Below are 19,184 nucleotides of genomic sequence, written 5' to 3'. Positions count from 1 at the left end.
TCAGTGGATCGGCACCAGCCCGGCCAGTTCGCGCATGTCGTCGAACAGGATGCCGCCGGCCTGGATCAGGCCATCGCGGTCGGAATAGGGGTCGCCATGATAGGAAAACACCCGCATGCCGGCGGCAATACCGGCCTGTGTGCCAGCGACGCTGTCCTCGATGACGATGCAATCGGCCGGCGCGAAGCCCATGGTCTTGGCCGCGTGCAGGAACAGGTCCGGGAACGGCTTGCCGCGCCCGACCATGGTGGCTGAAAACATCGCGTGTTCGAACAGTGGCAACAGCCCGGTCTGGCCGAGCGTGATGTGCATCTTCGACACCCTGGCCGAAGTGGCGACACAATAGGGAATGCCGGCGGCGCGGATCGCCTCGATGAACTCCCGCACATAGGGGATCGCCTCGACGCCATGGGAAAACAGGTCCGGCAGGCCGGCATTCCAGCGATCGACAAAATCGGCGCCGAGCCGAACCTCGGTCGTCTCCTCGATCTCCTTCTGCACCGAGAGCATGCTGCGGCCGGAGAAATTCTTGCGGCAATATTCGAAGTTCGTTGAATAGCCAGCCGCGCTCAGCCATTCGGCAAGGCGTCGATTGGCCAAATTCTCAGTGTCGACGAGAATGCCGTCGCAGTCGAAGATAACAAGTTTGGGTATTTGCATCAGGCCGTGCCAGTCGATCCGAACCCGCCTGACCCACGCGCCGTGCCGCCGGCCAGCGAACGCTCTTCGACGGCCGCCTGCGTCACAACAGCGAAAACGATCTGGGCGATGCGCATGCCGCGCGTCACCGCAAAATCCTCGTCGCCGTGATTGATCAGCAGCACCTTCACCTCGCCGCGATAGTCGCTGTCGACCGTGCCGGGCGAATTGAGGACGGTGAGGCCATGCTTGAAAGCCAGGCCGGAGCGTGGCCGCACCTGGCCTTCCATGCCTTCGGGGATTTCCAGGATCAGCCCGGTCGGCACCAAAGCGCGTTTGCCCGGCAGGATCAGCAGCGGCCGGTCGTCGGGCACGGCCGCGCGCAGATCCATGCCGGCGGCGCCGGCGCTTTCATAGGCGGGGAGGGGTAGTCCTTCGGCGTGCGGCAATCTGACGAAGCCGACAGTCGGACCGATGACGGAGGAGTTTTGGAGGGCAGCGCGCATAAAATCGATCCTATCGGCGCGATTGCCGATTCGGTCAATTCGCCCGCAAGGGTATCAACGGCTTTCTTTCGGGCATCACTATGACCTGGCCATCGGAACCACCGTCGTCTCCTTGATCTCCTCCATCACGAAAGAGGCGGACACGTCGGACAGCGCCACCTTGGCGATCAGCCGCTGGTAGAGCCGGTCATAGGCCTTCACGTCGGCGACGCGGGCGCGCAAGACATAGTCGAGGTCGCCGGACATGCGGTAAACGCCGGTGATCTCGGGAAAGCCGGTCACCGCGGCCCGGAATTTCTGCAGCCAGTCCGGATCATGGTTGGACGTGCGGATCAGGATGAACACCGACAGGCCAAGCCCGAGCTTTTCGGCATCGACCAGCGCCACGCGGCCGGTAATGACGCCATCCTCCTCCAGCCGCTTGACGCGCCGCCAGCAGGCATTGCGCGACAAGGCCACGCGTTCCGACAGCTGGTCGACCGACAAGGTGCCGTCGCGTTGCAATTCGACAAGCAGTTTTCGGTCTATTTCATCGATATCCAGCATCATATTGGGATGTTTGTCCCATGAAATGGCAAAACACAAGGACATTTTGAGACCGATGAACCGGCGAAGCGTGTCAGGATACTCATATTGGAACGCAAGCGCTGAAGGGGACTAGCATGTCGGTCGCAAGGATCTTCACTTCTCACCCGGCCAAGGTTGGCGAGACCTATTTCGGCCATATGGCCTTCGCCGCCTGGTTTTCCTCGCGTTTGCTGATGGCGGCCGCCGCCGCGCTTGTTCACGCTTTCTTGCCATTTCTCTTCGAGACTACCGCCAGCCGAATCGTCCGCGAGCTTTACGAACGGACGCACAACAGAGGCACACACGCGACCAAGGAGCCGGCGGCTCTTCTGGATCGCGCCTAGAGGACGACAGAAGCGATGTGCCGATGGGCGGCCTATCTCGGTGAAGCGGTCTTTCTCGAAGACATTCTGACCGCGCCCTGCCACTCGCTGATCGCCCAGAGCCATTGCGCCCAGGAAGCCAAGTCGCCGACCAATGGCGACGGTTTTGGCCTTGCCTGGTATGGCGACCGACCCGAGCCTGGCCTCTATCGCGATATCCTGCCGGCCTGGTCCGATCCCAATCTGAAGAGCCTGTGCCGGCAGATCAAATCCGGCCTGTTCCTTGCCCATGTGCGGGCCTCGACCGGCGGCGCCACCAGCCGCATGAACTGCCATCCGTTTATCTCGGGGCGCTGGTCGTTCATGCACAACGGCCAGATCGGCGGCTTCGAAAAGATTCGCCGCGCGCTGGAGAATTCGCTGTCCGACGCCGTCTTCGACCAGCGCGAAGGCACCACCGATTCCGAATTGTTTTTTCTCCTGATGATCGACGAGGGATTGGCTGGCGACCCGCAAGGTGCGGTGTCGCGCGCCACCGCTCGCGTGCTTGAAGCCTCGCGCAGCGCCGGTCTCGAACCGGCGCTGAAGCTCACCGCCGCGTTTTCGGACGGACAGGCGCTGCACGCGGTGCGCTACGCCACCGATGCCCACGCGCCGACGCTCTACACCGCGGTTTTCCGCAATGGCGGCCGCTGCATCGTTTCGGAGCCGTTCGATCGCGAGGGTGGCGACTGGCAGGCGATCCCGCCATCGAGTTTCGTCACCATGACCCGGGACGGCATTGCTATTCGGCCTTTCGCGCCGGCCGCGGCGAAGCTGGCGCTGGCAGTCTAATTGCAAATTGCGGCGACGCCGCGGGCCAGCGCGCCCCTCACCGACTGTCTGCGCAATTTCGATCAAGTACTGCCAAGCTCCGAATGCTCAACTCCGCTTGAAGTCGCGCCGCTCTCCGCCATCTTGATCGGACAAGCGCCGCCAAGCCGGAGCCTTGATCATGAACCTCGTCTTCTCCTCGACAACCGATCTCGCCACCGCCATCGCCCAACGCAAAATCTCCGCCGTCGAAGCACTCGACGCCCATCTGGCGCAGATCGACAGCCACAACGAGGCGATGAACGCCGTCGTCTCGCTCGACCGGGAAGAGGCTCGCAGCCAAGCCAAGAAGGCTGACGCGGCACTTGCGCGCGGCGCCACACCCGGACCGCTGCACGGCGTTCCCTTCACGCTGAAGGACACGCACGAAACCGCTGGCATGAAAACCACGGTCGGTTTTCCGCCCTTCGCCGGCTATGTCGCCAGCCACGACAGTCCGGTCGTCGTCCGGCTGAAGGCGGCTGGCGGCGTGCTGATGGCCAAGACCAATGTCGCGACCATGTTGTCGGACTGGCAATCGAACAACCCGCTGTTCGGCCGCACCGGGAATCCCTGGAATCTCCAGCGCACTGCCGGTGGCTCGAGCGGCGGTGCTGCGGCGGCGGTCGCGGCCGGGATGACGCCGTTCGATGTCGGCACCGACTTGCAGGATTCGATCCGCCTGCCGGCAGCCTTCTGCGGTGTCTATGGGTTGAAGCCGACGGAGCATCGCGTCTCGCTGGCCGGCGCTTTCCCTAACCCGGGCGGCGCTGCGCGTAGCGTGCGGCTGATGTCTTGCCTTGGGCCACTGGCGCGCAGCGTGGACGATCTGGCGTTGATCTATCAGATCATCGCCGGGCCGGACGGACGCGACACCGATCTCGCGCCGGTGCCGGTCGAAGCCATGCCGAAGCTCGACCTCAAGGCACTGCGCATCGCCTTCGCCCCGTCCTTCCCCGGCTTCCCGGTGGCCTGCGACATCAGCGCCGCGGTCGAAAATCTGGCAAGGCAGTTGCAAGGCGCTGGTGCGATCGTCGAGGAAGCGAAACTGCCCAAGCTCGATCTGCACGACGATCTCGCCCAGGGCGGCGCGCTGATCGGCATGATGATGGAAGCCGCGCAGCCGGAGCCGCCGGAGCAGCCGACGTCAGTCTCGCGCTGGTTTGAGGCGCTCGCCCGCCGCGACAAATCCATTCTCGCCTGGGACCAGTTCTTCAACGACTGGGATGCCCTGCTCTGCCCGGTCGCCATGACCACCGCCTTTCCGCATTGCGAGCCGGGCGCGCCGATCAAGGTCGACGGCAAGGAACAGAGCTACTGGATGCTGCCGGCCTACGGCGCCGTCTTCAACTATAGCGGTCACCCCGCGCTTGCGATGCCGTGCGGAGAAGATCGCGACGGTCTGCCGATCGGCCTGCAACTGGTCGGCAAGCGCTGGTCGGAATCACGGCTGCTTGGTATTGCGGCGGCGATCGAGGCGTTCACCGGCGGCTTCCGCCGTCCGCCGGGCTATTGAGCGAAACGCCCGAGCCAATAGGGTGCCAGCAACGGATCACGCCCGCCGTCAAGGATTTCCCGTGTGGCGAACAGGCCGACCGCCGGCGCCAGCGTGATGCCGGAATGCATGACGGTGATATAGAGGCCGTCCATGCCTTCGGCGCGGCCGATGATCGGAAAGCCGTCGATCGGATTGGGGCGGTAGCCGATGGTGTGGAAATCGAGTTGCAGCCCCGCCGCGCCGCGCAACGCTGCCTTTGCTACGGCGAACAAGTCGCGCGCCGTCGCTTCAGGGTCATCGCCTGGATCGCCGCCGGCGAAATCCGAGCCGGCGATGATGCGGCCCTCGGCGGTCTGGCGCATGTGCAGACTCTCGGCGTGCACCAGCCCATTGAGCAGCTTTTTGTATGGCCGCGAATGGACGATCAGACCCGGCGGCGTCTCGATCGGCAGCTTGATGCCGGCCGTCGCAGCAATGGCCGGGGCGCCGACGCCAGCGGCGATCACCACCTCATCGGCGGCAATCAGCCCATGCGACGTGTCCACGCCGGTAATGCTGCCGTTTGTGATTGCCAGCGCCGAGACCGTGCTGGCAATGACCCGCGCGCCATGCCGTTCGGCATCCGCCAGCAAGGTCTTGGCCGTCGCAACTGGCTCGGCCACGCCTTCCTCCGCGACATAAACAGCGAAATCGGGGGGCTCTACGAGGTTGGGCTCGATTTGCGCCGCCCGCTCGCGGCCAACGCGTTCGATGCCGTAGCCCCATGAAGAGTGTTCGGCCGCGTAGGCTTCGAGCCGGTCGGCCGGCAGGTCCCAGCACAGCCCGCCGCACCAGGCGAGCGGCAGCCCAGGCAGCGCATCTGCCAGCCGTCTCCACTCGGCCATCGCGCGGCTGCGCAGCCGGAAATAGATCTCGGGGTTACCCCAGCTGGCGTTGATCCAGGCAAAGGAGTTCGGCGTGGCGACGCCGCCAGGCGCGCTATCGGCTATGACCGTCACCTGAGCGCCAGCCTTGGTCAGATGCCAGGCAACAGAGGCGCCGATGATGCCGGCGCCGATGACGATCACTTGTTTCGCCGCAGCCATGGTCGCTCCTCAACTCATGCCCCTGAGGGATGTTCACTCCAGTGCCATTCCTATGCCCCCTTGCCAATATCGGGCTGCGCGAAATGTGTCACTTGACAATAATACGTACGTACGTATTATTTCGCCATGGCTAGACAATCACTCCGCGAGAACCTCCTCAATGCCGGCTTCCAGACGATCTGGAATTCAGGCTATGCCGCCGCCGGCGTGCGTGACATCGTTGCCTTCGCCGATGCACGGCCGGGCTCCTTCACCAACCACTTTGCTTCCAAGGAGGCGTTCGCCGGCGAGGTGCTGAACCGCTACTTCGCCTATGTCAGCGGGCTAGTCGAGGCAGCGCTGGCGAAGGACGGCACGCCGCCCATCGGCAGGCTGCGCCGTTATCTCGATGTCATCACCTCGAAGCTTGAAGCGCATGACTGGGCGCGCGGCTGCATGATCGGCAATCTCAGTCTTGAGACCGCGGTGCACAGCGAGCCATTGCGCTTGCAGCTCGTCGCCATCTTCGAGCGCTGGCGCCGGCCATTCGCCGCCTGCATCGCCGAAGGCCAGGCGGCCGGCGACATCACTAAGACCTTCGAGGCCGATGACCTCGCCGATTTCCTGCTGTCGTCCTGGCAAGGCGCCATGCTGCGCATGAAGGTCGAGCGCAGCCCCGCACCGCTCGACCGGTTCAAGAAAATCATCTTCAGCACAGTGTTCGCAAAGGAGACGACCTCATGAGTTCGAAAGCCGACATGCCTCAGGCCGGCGCTGCCGTGTCGAGGCGCTCGCAGATCGCCGTGCTCGATTCCACCATGTCCTATGTCGAGGCCGGAACGTCAGGCCCGACCGTTTTGTTCCTGCACGGCAACCCGACCTCGTCCCATATCTGGCGCAACATCATCCCGCATGTCGCGCCGTTTGGCCGCTGCATTGCACCCGACCTGATCGGCTACGGCCAGTCCGGCAAGCCCGATATCGACTATCGCTTCTTCGATCACGTCCGCTATCTCGACACCTTCCTCGACGCGCTCGACATCAGGGATGTGGTGGTGGTCGCGCAGGATTGGGGAACGGCCCTTGCGTTTCATCTGGCAGCGCGGCGGCCGCAACGCATTCTTGGCCTTGCCTTCATGGAATTCATCCGGCCCTTCGAGCGCTGGGAAGATTTTCACCAGCGCCCGCAGGCCCGTGAAATGCTCAAGGCGCTGCGCACGCCAGGTGTCGGCGAAAAGCTGGTCCTGGAAGACAATGTCTTCGTCGAAAAGGTGCTGCCGGCCTCGGTGCTGCGCACAATGAGCGACGAGGAGATGGCCGTTTACCGGGCGCCGTTCCCGACGCCGCAATCGCGCAAGCCGGTGCTGCGCCTGCCCAGGGAATTGCCGATTGAGGGCCAGCCCGCCGACGTCGCCGCCATCAGCCAACATGATCATCGCGCTCTGCGGCTCTCCACCTTTCCAAAACTGCTCTTCGCGGGTGACCCCGGAGCGCTGATTTCGCCGCAGGCCGCAGAGGAATTCGCGGCCGGGCTGAAGAACTGCCGGTTCATCAATCTCGGGCCCGGCGCGCATTATCTGCAGGAAGACCATGCCGACGCCATCGGCAGCGCCATTGCCGGCTGGCTTCCGGAGGTCGTCCGGGCGAACCGCATGAGCGAGTTGGCCTGAGGTGGGCCATGGCATCCGGCGGCGTCCGCGCTGCCGGAGCGGTCGACAGCCCGGCAGTACGCTGCTAGAAGCCCGGCCTGTCACACGGAAATCCCAGAGAATGCCCGAAACAATACCAGAGGAAGTGGCGCGCCGCCGCACCTTCGCGATCATCGCGCACCCGGACGCCGGCAAGACCACGCTCACCGAAAAGCTGCTGCTGTTCGGCGGCGCCATCCAGCTTGCCGGCGAGGTCAAGGCCAAGAAGGACCGTATCCAGACCCGCTCCGACTGGATGAAGATCGAGCGCGAGCGCGGCATTTCGGTCGTCACCTCGGTGATGACCTTCGAGTATGAGGACAATGTCTTCAACCTGCTCGACACACCCGGCCACGAGGATTTCGCCGACGATACCTATCGCACGCTGTCGGCGGTCGACTCGGCCGTCATGGTCATCGACGCCGCCAAGGGCATCGAACCGCGCACGCTGAAACTGTTCGAGGTCTGCCGCCTGCGCGACATCCCAATCATCACCTTCGTCAACAAGATGGACCGCGAAAGCCGCGATCCGTTCGAGATTTTGGACGAGATCGAGCAGAAGCTGGCGCTGGACACCGCCCCCATTACCTGGCCGATCGGCCGTGGCAGGACATTTTCCGGCACCTATCACCTGGCGCTGAACGCGGTGCGCAAGGGCGACGACGAGAAGGAGCGCACGCCGGTCAACGGTCCCGATTCCAACCGCGTCGCCGGGCTGCTGCCGGAAAACGAGCGCGAGGCCTTCATCCAGGAACTGGAACTCGCGCGCGAAGCCTGCCGGCCGCTCGACATCGACGCCTTCCGCGAAGGTCACCTGACGCCGGTCCATTTCGGCTCGGCGCTGCGCAATTATGGCGTGCGCGACCTGATCGAGGCGCTCGGCGCCTTCGGGCCGCCGCCGCGCGCGCAGGAGGCCGACACCCGCAAGGTCGAGGCGACGGAGGACAAGATGACCTCCTTCGTCTTCAAGATCCAGGCCAACATGGATCCCAACCACCGCGACCGTATCGCTTTCGTCCGCGTCTGCTCGGGCAAGCTCGAGCGCGGCATGAAGGCCAAGCTGGTGCGCACAGGCAAGCCGATGAGCCTGTCGGCGCCGCAATTCTTCTTTGCCCGCACCCGCGTCACGGCGGACGAGGCGTTCGCCGGCGACGTCGTCGGCATCCCCAACCACGGCACGCTGCGCATCGGCGACACGCTGACCGAGGGCGAGGAGATTCTTTTCAGGGGTGTGCCGAACTTCGCCCCGGAAATCCTGCGCCGTGTGCGCCTCGGCGACGCGATGAAGGCGAAAAAACTCAAGGAAGCGCTGCACCAGATGGCCGAGGAAGGTGTCGTGCAGTTGTTCTCGCCCGAAGACGGCTCACCGGCCATCGTCGGCGTCGTCGGCGCCCTGCAGCTCGACGTGTTGAAGGAGCGGCTGAACTTCGAATACACGCTGCCGGTCGAGTTCGAGATGTCGCGCTTTTCCGTCTGCCGCTGGATATCGGCCGACGACAAGGCCGAGAAGCTTCGCTTCATCGAAGCGCATCGCGGCGACATCGCCAGGGATCTCGACAACGACCCGGTGTTTTTGGCCCAGCACGCTTTCTCGCTGAACTACGAGGCGGAACGCTGGAAGGCGATCCGGTTCGCCACGATCAAGGACTATCAGGTCCGCGACAAGGCGGCGTAGGCGGCGTTTTTCCCTTCTCCCACTGTGGGAGAAGGGAAGATCGCGCAGTGCTCACCCTTTGGCCGCCTCTTCGAGCTTGGCGATCTCGATCTTCTTCATTTGCATCATCGCATTCATCACCCGGCCGGCCTTGGCCCGATCCGCATCCCCGAGCAGTCGCGGCAACTGCTCCGGCACGACCTGCCAGGAAACGCCGAACTTGTCTTTCAACCAGCCGCAGGGGCCGGGCTCGCCGCCGCCATCCGTGAGCCTGGTCCAGAAATGGTCTACCTCCTCCTGTGTCTTGCAGTCGATGGAGAGCGAGATGGCCTCGGTGAACTTGTATTGCGGTCCGCCGTTGAGCGCCTGGAACTGCACGCCGTCGAGCTCGAACGAGGTCACCAGTACCTTGCCTTCAAGAGCGTGGCCCTTGGGCCAGCGCGTGACGCTCAGCACCTTCGAATTCTTGAAGATCGAAACATAGTGGTTCATCGCCTCTTCGGCCTGGCCGTCAAACCACAGAAAGGTGGTGATCTTTTGCATGCGTCTCTCCTCGTTTTCTCTTGGGGGTGATGGAAGGGTCAGGCGGCACCCTTGGCGGCGTCCTGCAGGGAAGTGAGATAGGCGTCGAGCTGGGCGTAGCTCTCGGCCATGCCGTTGGTCATGCCGGTGCCGAGCGCGCCGTCACGCGCCGCTTGCGAGGCGTAGAGCACGGTCTGTGTCAGCAGCGTCTTTCCGGTCTGTTCGGTGAAGATCACGGTTCCAACCGTCTCACCGCCGGTCCAGTCCTCGTCGAACAGTTCGGTGGCGACAAGGCGGCTTGGGCGCACGATTTCGCGATAGGCGCCGCTCATGCCCATGCTGCGGCCATCACGGTGCTGCCAGACATAGCGCGTGGCGCCGCCGACCCTGAGGTCGATCTCGCAGACCGTCAGACGCCAGCCGTCCGGGCCGTGCAGCCAGCCCTTCAGCAGTTCCGGCACCGTCCAGCAGTCGAAGACCATCGGCCGTGGCGCCGCGAAGAGGCGGGTGACCTGGATCTCACGGTCGCTGGGCGTGGTCACCGTCAAGGTGGCGACAGTCGAGCCAGGCAAGGTTGTGGTGCTCACGATGATCCTCCTCATGTTTGCCCAAGGACGTTCGGCCGGCCGGCGATCCGACACCGGTCTAGATTTTTCCGCCTATTGGTCTGCGTCGCCGGGAGCCTTTTCGGCTTGCATGGCGCCCAGCAAGACGTCGAGGCGCTGGAAATTGCCTTCCCAGATATTGCGATACCGCTCCAGCCAGCCATTGGCCTCGGCCAGCGGCTGGGCTTCCAGCCGGCATGGTCGGCGCTGCGCGTCGCGGCCACGAGAGATCAGTCCGGCGTTTTCCAGCACCTTGAGATGCTTGGAAATCGAGGGTTGGCTCATCGCGAAGGGTTCGGCGAGTTCCATGACCGAAGCTTCGCCCTGGATGAGCCGTGCAAGGATGGCGCGCCGTGTTGGATCGGCGAGCGCGGCAAAGGTGGCGTCCAGCTGGTTCATCTGACATCCATAGCCAATAAGGTATATACCCATTTGGCTATATATACCCTGATGCCGATCGTCAATCGGCTTGCTTCTGGCGCATTGCAAAAATGTGGCCAGACCATACTTGCGCGTCTATAAAGCCAGCGATCTGAATTCAGCTCCGCCGCGCCATTCCCGGGCTGCGGCCAGCCACCAAGGAAAAAACATGCCTGCCTATCGCTCCCGCACCACTACCCACGGCCGCAACATGGCCGGCGCCCGCGGCCTTTGGCGCGCCACCGGCATGAAGGATTCGGATTTCGGCAAGCCGATCATCGCCGTGGTCAACTCCTTCACCCAGTTCGTGCCGGGCCATGTCCATTTGAAGGACCTTGGCCAACTGGTGGCGCGCGAGATCGAAAAGGCCGGCGGCGTCGCCAAGGAATTCAACACCATCGCCGTCGATGACGGCATCGCCATGGGCCATGACGGCATGCTCTATTCGCTGCCGTCGCGCGAGCTGATCGCCGATTCCGTCGAATACATGGTCAACGCCCACTGCGCCGACGCCATGGTCTGCATCTCCAATTGCGACAAGATCACCCCCGGCATGCTGATGGCCTCGTTGCGCCTCAACATCCCGACCGTGTTCGTTTCCGGCGGGCCGATGGAGGCCGGCAAGGTGGTGCTGGCCGGCAAGACGCAGGCGCTCGACCTGGTCGACGCCATGGTCGCGGCCGCCGACGACAAGATTTCCGACGAGGACGTCAAGGTCATCGAGCGCTCCGCCTGCCCGACCTGCGGTTCCTGCTCGGGCATGTTCACCGCCAACTCGATGAATTGCCTGACCGAGGCGCTGGGCCTGTCGCTGCCGGGCAACGGCTCGACGCTGGCCACGCATGCCGACCGCAAGCGGCTGTTCGTCGAAGCCGGCCATCTCATCGTCGATCTCGCCCAGCGCTATTACGAGCAGGATGACGAGACAGCGCTGCCGCGCAGCATCGCCTCGAAAGGCGCCTTCGAGAATGCCATGACGCTCGACATCGCCATGGGCGGTTCGACCAACACGGTGCTGCACATCCTGGCCGCCGCGCATGAGGGCGAGGTCGACTTCACCATGGAGGACATCGACCGGCTGTCGCGGCGTGTTCCCGTGCTCTGCAAGGTGGCCCCGGCCAAGTCGGACGTGCACATGGAAGACGTCCACCGCGCCGGCGGCATCATGGCCATCCTCGGCCAACTCGACAATGCCGGGCTGCTCAACCGCGACCTGCCGACGGTGCATACATCAAGCCTCGGCGAGGCGCTCGACCATTGGGATATTTCCCGGACCTCGAGCCAGAACGTCCGCGACTTCTTCCTCGCCGCGCCCGGCGGTGTGCCGACACAGGTCGCCTTCAGCCAGGATCGTCGCTGGGACGATCTCGACCTCGACCGCGAGAAAGGCGTCATCCGCTCGGCGGAGACGCCGTTCTCGAAGGACGGTGGCCTGGCCGTGCTGAAAGGCAATCTGGCGCTCGACGGCTGCATCGTGAAGACGGCGGGCGTCGATGAGTCGATCCTGAAATTCACCGGCCCGGCCCGTGTGTTCGAAAGCCAGGACGCCTCGGTCAAAGCAATCCTCTCCAACGAGATCAAGGCCGGCGACGTTGTCGTCATCCGCTATGAAGGCCCGCGCGGCGGCCCCGGTATGCAGGAAATGCTCTATCCGACCAGCTATTTGAAGTCGAAGGGCCTGGGCAAGGCCTGCGCGCTGGTGACAGATGGCCGCTTCTCCGGCGGCACGTCGGGCCTGTCGATCGGCCATGCGTCGCCGGAAGCCGCCGAAGGCGGCACGATCGGGCTGGTGCAGGAGGGCGACACGATCGAGATCGACATTCCCAACCGCACCATCCGCCTCGCCGTCAGTGACGCCGAGCTTGAAGCGCGCCGTGCGGCAATGGAAGCCAAGGGCGCCTTGGCCTGGAAGCCCGAGGAAAGGCGCAAGCGCAAGGTGACAACGGCACTGCGCGCCTACGCCGCCTTCGCCACCAGCGCCGACAAGGGCGCGGTAAGGCATGTTCCGGAGTAACGTTCGCGCCGCCCCCTCATCCGGCCGCTTTGCGGCCACCGCCCTCCGGGCGTTTGTTGTTCGAAAAGCCAAGCAATTGGCTTTTCGTCCGCTTCGCGGACCACGCCTCACCCCCGCTGGGGAGAAGAGGCTGGCGCTGGCGTTGACGACCTCTTCTCCCCTCGGGGAGAAGGTGGCCCGAAGGGCCGGATGAGGGGGCTTGGCTCCGACATCCGGCGCACCCTCACGGCATCAGCTGGTACTCATAAAGCTTCTGGTAAAGCCCGCCCTGCTTGAGCAGCGCCTTGTGCGGCCCGCTCTCCACAACCTTGCCGCCCTCCAGCACCACGATCGTGTCGGCCTGGTGCACGGTCGACAGGCGGTGGGCGATGACGATCGTCGTGCGGCCTTCCGTCAGCTGCTGCAACGCGTCGCGGAACAGCGCTTCGGATTCGGCGTCAAGCGCGCTGGTCGCCTCGTCAAGAAGCAGGATTTCGGCGTCGCGCAGCATGGCGCGCGCGATCGAGATGCGTTGGCGCTGGCCGCCCGACAGCAGGCCGCCATTCTCGCCGACATCGGTCTCATAGCCTTTCGCTTGCGCGATGATGAAGTCATGCGCGTTGGCGGCCTTGGCGGCGGCGATCACCTCCTGGTCCGTCGCGCCCTCGCGCCCAAGCCGGATGTTGTGCATGATCGTGCCGGCAAACAGGAACGTGTCCTGGCTGACATAGGCGATCTTTTCCCTGAGCGAGGCGAGCGTCGCATGGGAAATGTCCTGGCCGTCAAGCAGCACCTTGCCGCTCTTCGGATCATACATGCGCATGATCAGGTTCAGGATGGTCGACTTGCCGCCGCCGGAAGGCCCGACCAGTGCCGTCATCTTGCCGGGCGCAAGGGTGAGGTCGAACTGGTCCAGCACCGGCGGACCGTTCTGATAGGCGAAGCTGACGGCGTCGAACCGAATCTCGCCCGGTCCGGCGAGAAGCGGCGTCGCATTCGGCTTCTCGGCCAGCGTCAGCGGCTCGTCGGCGAGCTGAAACATCATGCGCACGCCGACAATGCCGCTTTCCAATGAGATACGGACGCGCGCCAGGCGCTTGGCCGGTTCATAGGCGAGCAGCAGCGCTGCGATGAAGGCCATGATGTTGCCCGGCATCTGGCCGCCCTGCAGGACCAGGAAGCCGCTGACCATCACGGCACCGGCGATCGCCAGACCGGCCAGTGTCTCCATCACCGGGCTGGTTACCGCCTCCAGCGCAGCGATGTTGTTGGCCCGATCCTCGACGTCCGCCACCGCTTTGTACATGCGCTTGCGCATCAGGCCTTCGAGGTTGAAGGATTTGACCACGCGCACGCCGATCGCGGTTTCCTGCATGACCTGAATGATCTGGCCGACCGAGCGGAATTCCATCGCGGCGAACTTGCGCACACGCTTCAGAATCCGGTTGACGCCATAGATGGCCAGCGGACCGACGACGAAGCAGATCAGCGAAAGCGCCGGCTGCTGCCAGACCATGACCCCAATCAGGGCAACCAGTGTCACCAGGTCGCGCACATAGGAGGTGACGATCAGGTCGAGCACGTTACGTGCCGCCTGGGCATTGTTGGTCATGCGGGTGATCAGGTCGGACGACGAGGTCGAATGGTAGAATTCGATGCCTTGCGCCAGGATGCGGTCGTAGATCTTGCGCTGCCGCTCGGCGATGATGGCGTTGCCGACCCGGCTCATGAAATACGCTTGGACGAAATTGGCGAGGCCCTTGACGACGAAGATCCCCGCGACCGCCCCGGCAATCATGTTGACGCGGTCGAGCCGTTTGTCGATCACGAATTCATTGGTGATTTCGCGCAGGATCCACGCACTGGCAGCCGTCATGCCGGCCACCACCAGCATCGACACAATGGCGGCAGCATATCCGAACATATGCTGCCGGAAGGATTCCCTGACCAGCCTCGCGACGAGGCGCTGGTTCTCCATCGAGCGTTTGTCGCGTTTCAGGAACGGCAAGTTCAACTTCACACGGGACTTCCATGGTTTGCGAATGAGGCCTTGAGTCCGAAGCCGATCGCTGCGTGGACGAAAGGCGGCTTATAGAGCGAGTTACCGCCAGAGGGAACCTTTCGCGGCCACCTAAAGAAACGGCTGCGGCAAGCTGTCTTTTGCGCCACCATGGCTGGGTGATTCTTCAGGGATGACGACAGATGGATTTCGACCTTATCGTTCGTGGTGGTACGCTGCCGGATGGCAGGATTGCCGATATCGGCATCAGCGGCGAGAGAATCGCGGCGATCGAGCCCAAACTGCAGGGTTCCGCGCGGACTGAGGTCGATGCCCGCGGCAATCTGGTCTCGCCGCCCTTCGTCGATCCGCATTTCCATATGGATGCAACGCTGTCCTACGGCATTCCGCGCATCAACGCCTCGGGCACGCTGCTCGAAGGCATTGCGCTATGGGGTGAACTGAAGCCGCTCTTGACGCATGAGGCGGTGCGCGATCGCGCGCTCGCCTATTGCGACTGGGCGGTGTCGATGGGACTGCTCGCCATCCGCACCCATGTCGATGTCTGCGATGACCGTTTGCTGGCGGTCGAGGCTCTGCTCGACGTCAAGAAAACGATCGCCCCCTACATCGACTTGCAACTGGTCGCCTTCCCCCAGGACGGCTTCTACCGCTCGCCGAAGGCGCGTGAAAACACCATTCGCGCGCTGGACATGGGCGTCGACATCGTCGGCGGCATTCCGCATTTCGAGCGTACCATGGCCGATGGCACGCGTTCGGTGACCGAGCTCTGCGAAATCGCGGCAAAACGCGGCCTGATGGTCGACCTGCATTGCGACGAGACCGACGACCCGCTGTCGCGCCAGATCGAGCAGCTGGCCTATGAGACGCAGCGCCTGGGGCTGCAGGGCAAGGTGGCCGGCTCGCACCTCACTTCGATGCATTCTATGGACAATTACTATGTCTCGAAACTGCTGCCGCTGATCGCCGAGGCCGGTGTCTCCGCCATTCCCAACCCGCTGATCAACATCATGCTGCAAGGCCGTCATGACAGCTTCCCGAAGCGTCGCGGCTTGACCCGGGTCAAGGAGATGCAGGCGCTCGGCATCCGCGTCGGCTGGGGCCAGGATTGCGTGCTCGATCCCTGGTATTCGCTGGGAACCGCGGACATGCTCGATGTCGCCTTCATGGGCCTGCACGTCGCCCAGATGTCGAGCCCGGCCGACATGGCGCGTTGCTTCGACATGGTCACCAATGTCAACGCCGCCATCATGGGGCTCGATCATCTGGGCCTTGCGGTCGGCAAGCGCGCCAGCCTTGTCATCCTCGACGCCGGCAATCCGATCGAGGCCCTGCGCCTGCGCGCCGAGCGCATCTGCGTCATCGCCAGGGGCAAGGTGGTGGCGGAACGGACGAGGCAGGATACGAGGCTGTCCATCGATGGCCGACCCGCCTCCGTCAACCGCCGGCATGTCGCGCCGCGAGTCCGATAACTGCCTTCGAGGTGTGGTCGTGAGCGACGAGAAGAATGTGAGGGAACCAAACCCGGCACTCATGTCGGCGATAACGACCGAGCACTTCGTGATGCAGACGGCTATCAGCACGACAATCAACGAAGCCGGGTCGCGCGCCACCATCTATGTCATGGCGCTGTCCAGTTCGCTGGTGGCGATGGGCTTTGCCGCCAATTCGACGCTGGCGTTCCTGCCGTTCGTGGCGACGGTTCTGCCGGTCATTTTCCTGCTTGGAGTCCTCACCACGCTGAGGATGGTCGACATTGCCGTGGAGAACATGCAGGCGCACATCGCAATCGCCCGGATCCGCTCCTTCTATCGAACGCTTGGCCCGCAAGCAGACGCCTATTTCGCTGCCCAACACGGACGCTGGCCAGAGGGCAAAGCAGAGCCTGCGCTGAGGATCGGTGCGCTTGCCGGCTATCTTACGACCGCAGCCATGATGATCGCTACGGTAAACGCCATGGTTGCCGGCGCCGGCATTACCTTGATGAGTCGATGGATGGGGATCGGAATTGTCGGCGCCCTGACAATTGGGATTGCCGTTGCGATTGCCCTGTTCGCGCTGTTTTTCATCTACCAGCAATGGCGCATTCGCGAGCTTGCGCCCTCGTATGATGGGTCGCCACCAACCCGGCGAGAGACCTAGGCAATGCGTTAGGTACAGCGAATTTACGAATGTGGCCTCAGTTCTGGCGGTAAATCTCCTCGTCAAACGAATGATTGCCCTTTAACACGCGCACAACCCGAGCCACCCTCGGGGAGGATTTGACACCGGCCATGGCGCAGCCTGCCATCCATAATTCCACAATCAGGAACGTGCTTCTGGCCGGCATCCTGCTGATGCTGGCCGGCGACTTCCTGTTTGCGCTGAACGATGCGATGGGCAAGTGGCTGGTCGCCAGCTTCTCCGTCGGCCAGGTCGTGCTGATCCGCTCGATTGGCGCCTTTATCGTGCTCGGTCCGATGATCGCTAACCAGGGCGCCGGCAGACTGTTCCAGATGGAGCGGCCCGGGCTGCAGATCCTGCGCGTCGTGGCGACGACGCTGGACACCGCTTTGTTCTACGCAGCCGTCGTCTATCTGCCGCTCGCCGATGTGATGAGCTTCTACATGGCCGGGCCGATCTATGTGGCGGCGCTATCGCATTTCCTGCTTGGCGAAAAGGTCGGCTGGCGCCGCTGGGTGGCGATCCTGCTCGGCTTCTGCGGCGTGGTGATCATGCTAAAACCCTCATCGGCCGCATTCTCGCTGTCGTCGAGCTTCGCGCTCGTTGGCAGCCTCGCCTTTGCCTTCGCCATCATCCTCAACCGGCGGCTGCGCGGCACCAGCGACACCAATCTGGTGACATGGCAGACGATTGGCACGCTGCTGGTCGGCGGCGTCTTGACCATCGGCGCCTGGCAGACGCCTTCGGCACTCGATTTCGGCGCCATGCTGCTGCTCGGCATCGTCTCCTGCAGCGCCCATCTGATGATCACGCGGGCGCTCAAGCTGGCGCCGGCCTCGACGCTGGCGCCGCTGCATTACACGCTGCTCCTGTGGGCCGTTGTGTTCGGGCTGGTGTTCTTCGGCGACGTTCCCGGTCCACGTATCCTGGTCGGCTCCGGCATCATTGTTCTCGCCGGCCTGTTCATTTTCCACCGTCAGAAGGTGGTCGACACCACGGTGCCGCCCGAAAACGTGCCGAAGGGCGTCAATTAGCCTTGGCGTATCGAGGCGAGATGCCGGGAAAACTCCGGCGTCTCCATTAGCGCCTTGCAGCGGGCGAACCGCCCATCGGCATAGGCGCGGAAATCGTCGACGGGGTTGTTGTTGGCGAGCTGGATCAGTCCCCATAGCGTCCACAACAGGTCGCACATTGCCTTGTAGATGACGACGCGGCCACGCTCGGCCGGCCTCGCCTCGCCGACGAAATAGGCACGCATCAGCTCCTCGTCCTGGTCCGCATCGAATTTGCCCTCCACGCTGAGGTCGCCGAGATCCCAGAGCGGGTCGTTCATCCCCGAATATTCCCAGTCGACGATCCACATCCGCTCGCCCGTATCGAGGAAATTTTCACACAGCGGGTCGCAATGGCAGGCGACGAGAGGCAAGGGATGGATGGCCAGGGCGGAGCGCACGCTGCCGGCCTCGCGTACCACGTCGTGATAGCCGGCGGGCAGGCTGACGTCCTTGGTCGACAGCACCTTGAGATAGTCGTCGATCATCGCGAACAGTTCGAAGCGGAAGGGGAACACCGCGCCGGAATTGTGAAGCTTGCGGAAGGCTTCGCCGGCACGGGCGGGACTGCCCGGCCGTTCCCTGAATTTCTCCGGTGACATCGTCACGGCACCGGCGATGAAGCGCGTCACCATCACACCGGTGCCGGCGTCGGCATGCAGCACTTCCGGGCTGACGCCGGCTTTTGCCGCCTCGCGCGCCGCCACCGTTTCGTTGGCGCGGTTGATGTATTCCTCGGTGCCTTTGCCTGGAATGCGCAGGCAGAGATCGCCGGCCCTGAACACGAGGTTGGTGAGGCCGCCAAGCCGGTCCAGTGGCCCGGTGTAGCCGGCCAGCATCGGAATGGCGGCCAGTTTTGCCCGCGCCTCGTCTGTCACCATGCCCGCGCCCCACGCCGTTATTTCTCACCGCAACGGTTCCACAATTTTCGCCATTTGGCTATCATCCGATCGAAAGCAACTTGATCAGGCGACAAAACAGCGATGACGGACGGTAAACACCTGGGCGCGCTCAGCGCGGCCTATGCTGCGACGCGGCCCGAGGAAGTGGCGGCACTGTATGACCGCTGGTCGCAAAACCTACGATGCCGACATGTCGGCCGCCGGTTATCGTCATCCGACGATCTGCCTTGCTTTGCTGGCTCGCCATCTGCCGCGCGGCGCGGCACCGCTGCTCGATGCCGGCGCCGGCACCGGACTCATCGGTGAATGGTTGAACATTGCGGGTTACCCCGAAGTCGAGGCGCTGGACATCTCGCAAGGCATGCTGGATCAGGCTGCCCGCAAGGGCGTCTATTCCGCGCTGCATTGCTTGGCGATGGGCGGGCCATTGCCCTTTGCAAATGACGCCTATGCCGGAATCGTTTCGGCCGGCGTCTTCACCTCTGGCCATGTCGGCGCCGAGGGGCTGGACGAGCTGATCCGCATCTGCCGGCCGGGCGGGGTGATCGTGCTGACAGTCAAGAACACGTTGTGGCATCAGGGCTTTGCCGCCCGCATCGCCGAACTCGAAGCGCAAGGCGTCGTTACCCGCGTCGAGGAAACGCGCCCTTACGTCTCGATGCCGGGCGAGGCCGACACCGTGCCCAGCCGTGGTCTCGCCCTGCGGGTAAACTGAT

General features: G+C 63.6%; 19 protein-coding genes and 1 pseudogene. 11 read left to right on the top strand and 9 right to left on the bottom strand.

The genetic code is table 11. The annotated features are described in order from the left end of the window. From DBIPINDM_RS13195 to DBIPINDM_RS13185, 3 genes are all read right to left on the bottom strand, one after another. Positions 1–660 (bottom strand): HAD family hydrolase, encoded by a 660-nt coding sequence (locus tag DBIPINDM_RS13195; protein ID WP_258587667.1) that lies wholly within the window; start codon positions 658–660, stop codon positions 1–3. Continuing rightward, positions 660–1,145, bottom strand: a complete 486-nt coding sequence (gene dut / locus DBIPINDM_RS13190; RefSeq protein ID WP_258587666.1) for a dUTP diphosphatase — start codon at positions 1,143–1,145, stop codon at positions 660–662. Before dut ends, DBIPINDM_RS13195 begins: the two co-directional genes overlap by 1 nt. A 78-nt stretch (positions 1,146–1,223) precedes the next feature. Beyond that, entirely contained in the window at positions 1,224–1,694 is a 471-nt protein-coding gene (locus DBIPINDM_RS13185) for an Lrp/AsnC family transcriptional regulator (protein ID WP_258587665.1), read from the bottom strand. Positions 1,695–1,807: 113 nt separating this feature from the next. Here DBIPINDM_RS13185 and DBIPINDM_RS13180 point away from each other — a divergent pair, with 113 nt between their 5' ends. The 3 genes from DBIPINDM_RS13180 to DBIPINDM_RS13170 all read left to right on the top strand — a co-directional run bounded on the left by DBIPINDM_RS13180 (position 1,808) and on the right by DBIPINDM_RS13170 (position 4,403). Beyond that, entirely contained in the window at positions 1,808–2,056 is a 249-nt protein-coding gene (locus tag DBIPINDM_RS13180) for a DUF6356 family protein (protein ID WP_258587664.1), read from the top strand. A 15-nt stretch (positions 2,057–2,071) separates the two neighbouring features. Next, on the top strand, positions 2,072–2,869 hold the full coding sequence (locus DBIPINDM_RS13175) for a class II glutamine amidotransferase (protein ID WP_258587663.1): 798 nt from the start codon (positions 2,072–2,074) through the stop codon (positions 2,867–2,869). A gap of 160 nt (positions 2,870–3,029) precedes the next feature. Further along, positions 3,030–4,403 carry an amidase gene (locus DBIPINDM_RS13170; protein WP_258587662.1) on the top strand — a complete coding sequence of 458 codons (1,374 nt, stop codon included), beginning with the start codon at positions 3,030–3,032 and terminating at the stop codon, positions 4,401–4,403. Here DBIPINDM_RS13170 and DBIPINDM_RS13165 read toward each other — a convergent pair. Then, complete coding sequence (locus DBIPINDM_RS13165) at positions 4,397–5,470, bottom strand: NAD(P)/FAD-dependent oxidoreductase (RefSeq protein WP_258587661.1); 1,074 nt, start codon at positions 5,468–5,470, stop codon at positions 4,397–4,399. The genes DBIPINDM_RS13170 and DBIPINDM_RS13165 overlap by 7 nt on opposite strands. A 126-nt stretch (positions 5,471–5,596) precedes the next feature. On the opposite strand from DBIPINDM_RS13165, the gene DBIPINDM_RS13160 reads away from it, so the two are divergent. The 3 genes from DBIPINDM_RS13160 (at position 5,597) to DBIPINDM_RS13150 (ending at position 8,812) form a co-directional block, all read left to right on the top strand. After that, positions 5,597–6,193: a TetR/AcrR family transcriptional regulator gene (locus tag DBIPINDM_RS13160; RefSeq protein ID WP_258587660.1), complete on the top strand. Its 597-nt coding sequence runs from the start codon at positions 5,597–5,599 to the stop codon at positions 6,191–6,193. Then, positions 6,190–7,119 (top strand): haloalkane dehalogenase, encoded by a 930-nt coding sequence (locus DBIPINDM_RS13155; protein WP_258587659.1) that lies wholly within the window; start codon positions 6,190–6,192, stop codon positions 7,117–7,119. Before DBIPINDM_RS13160 ends, DBIPINDM_RS13155 begins: the two co-directional genes overlap by 4 nt. 100 nt (positions 7,120–7,219) lie before the next feature. Continuing rightward, the gene (locus tag DBIPINDM_RS13150) at positions 7,220–8,812 is read left to right on the top strand and encodes a peptide chain release factor 3 (protein WP_258587658.1); all 1,593 of its coding nucleotides are present in this window, start codon (positions 7,220–7,222) and stop codon (positions 8,810–8,812) included. A gap of 51 nt (positions 8,813–8,863) precedes the next feature. Here DBIPINDM_RS13150 and DBIPINDM_RS13145 read toward each other — a convergent pair whose 3' ends face one another. From DBIPINDM_RS13145 to DBIPINDM_RS13135, 3 genes are all read right to left on the bottom strand, one after another. Further along, positions 8,864–9,334: a VOC family protein gene (locus DBIPINDM_RS13145; protein ID WP_258587657.1), complete on the bottom strand. Its 471-nt coding sequence runs from the start codon at positions 9,332–9,334 to the stop codon at positions 8,864–8,866. Between the two features lie 38 nt (positions 9,335–9,372). Further along, entirely contained in the window at positions 9,373–9,900 is a 528-nt protein-coding gene (locus tag DBIPINDM_RS13140; protein WP_258587656.1) for an SRPBCC family protein, read from the bottom strand. A gap of 72 nt (positions 9,901–9,972) precedes the next feature. Then, complete coding sequence (locus tag DBIPINDM_RS13135) at positions 9,973–10,317, bottom strand: ArsR/SmtB family transcription factor (RefSeq protein WP_258587655.1); 345 nt, start codon at positions 10,315–10,317, stop codon at positions 9,973–9,975. A gap of 190 nt (positions 10,318–10,507) precedes the next feature. On the opposite strand from DBIPINDM_RS13135, the gene ilvD reads away from it, so the two are divergent. After that, positions 10,508–12,352 (top strand): dihydroxy-acid dehydratase, encoded by a 1,845-nt coding sequence (ilvD, locus tag DBIPINDM_RS13130; protein WP_258587654.1) that lies wholly within the window; start codon positions 10,508–10,510, stop codon positions 12,350–12,352. A 223-nt stretch (positions 12,353–12,575) separates the two neighbouring features. Here the strand turns inward: ilvD and DBIPINDM_RS13125 are convergent, their stop codons facing one another. Further along, positions 12,576–14,330, bottom strand: a complete 1,755-nt coding sequence (locus tag DBIPINDM_RS13125) for an ABC transporter ATP-binding protein (RefSeq protein WP_258589256.1) — start codon at positions 14,328–14,330, stop codon at positions 12,576–12,578. Between the two features lie 203 nt (positions 14,331–14,533). Between DBIPINDM_RS13125 and DBIPINDM_RS13120 the strand changes: the two genes are divergently transcribed. The 3 genes from DBIPINDM_RS13120 (at position 14,534) to DBIPINDM_RS13110 (ending at position 17,548) form a co-directional block, all read left to right on the top strand. After that, positions 14,534–15,823, top strand: coding sequence for an amidohydrolase family protein (locus DBIPINDM_RS13120; RefSeq protein WP_258587653.1), 1,290 nt, complete (start codon positions 14,534–14,536; stop codon positions 15,821–15,823). Next, positions 15,801–16,493: a hypothetical protein gene (locus DBIPINDM_RS13115; protein WP_258587652.1), complete on the top strand. Its 693-nt coding sequence runs from the start codon at positions 15,801–15,803 to the stop codon at positions 16,491–16,493. Before DBIPINDM_RS13120 ends, DBIPINDM_RS13115 begins: the two co-directional genes overlap by 23 nt. Positions 16,494–16,624: 131 nt before the next feature. Continuing rightward, complete coding sequence (locus tag DBIPINDM_RS13110; RefSeq protein WP_258587651.1) at positions 16,625–17,548, top strand: DMT family transporter; 924 nt, start codon at positions 16,625–16,627, stop codon at positions 17,546–17,548. On the opposite strand, the gene DBIPINDM_RS13105 is transcribed toward DBIPINDM_RS13110, so the two are convergent. After that, complete coding sequence (locus DBIPINDM_RS13105) at positions 17,545–18,447, bottom strand: phosphotransferase family protein (protein ID WP_258587650.1); 903 nt, start codon at positions 18,445–18,447, stop codon at positions 17,545–17,547. The genes DBIPINDM_RS13110 and DBIPINDM_RS13105 overlap by 4 nt on opposite strands. Before the next feature lie 102 nt (positions 18,448–18,549). Here DBIPINDM_RS13105 and DBIPINDM_RS13100 point away from each other — a divergent pair. Then, positions 18,550–19,183 (top strand): annotated as a pseudogene (locus DBIPINDM_RS13100) (class I SAM-dependent DNA methyltransferase). Position 19,184: the final 1 nt, after the last annotated feature.

This window comes from Mesorhizobium sp. AR02 (assembly GCF_024746835.1).
Classification (GTDB): Bacteria; Pseudomonadota; Alphaproteobacteria; order Rhizobiales; family Rhizobiaceae; genus Mesorhizobium.
The sequence above is the reverse complement of the archived record's forward strand: the minus strand, read 5'-3'. Positions and strand labels throughout refer to the sequence as shown.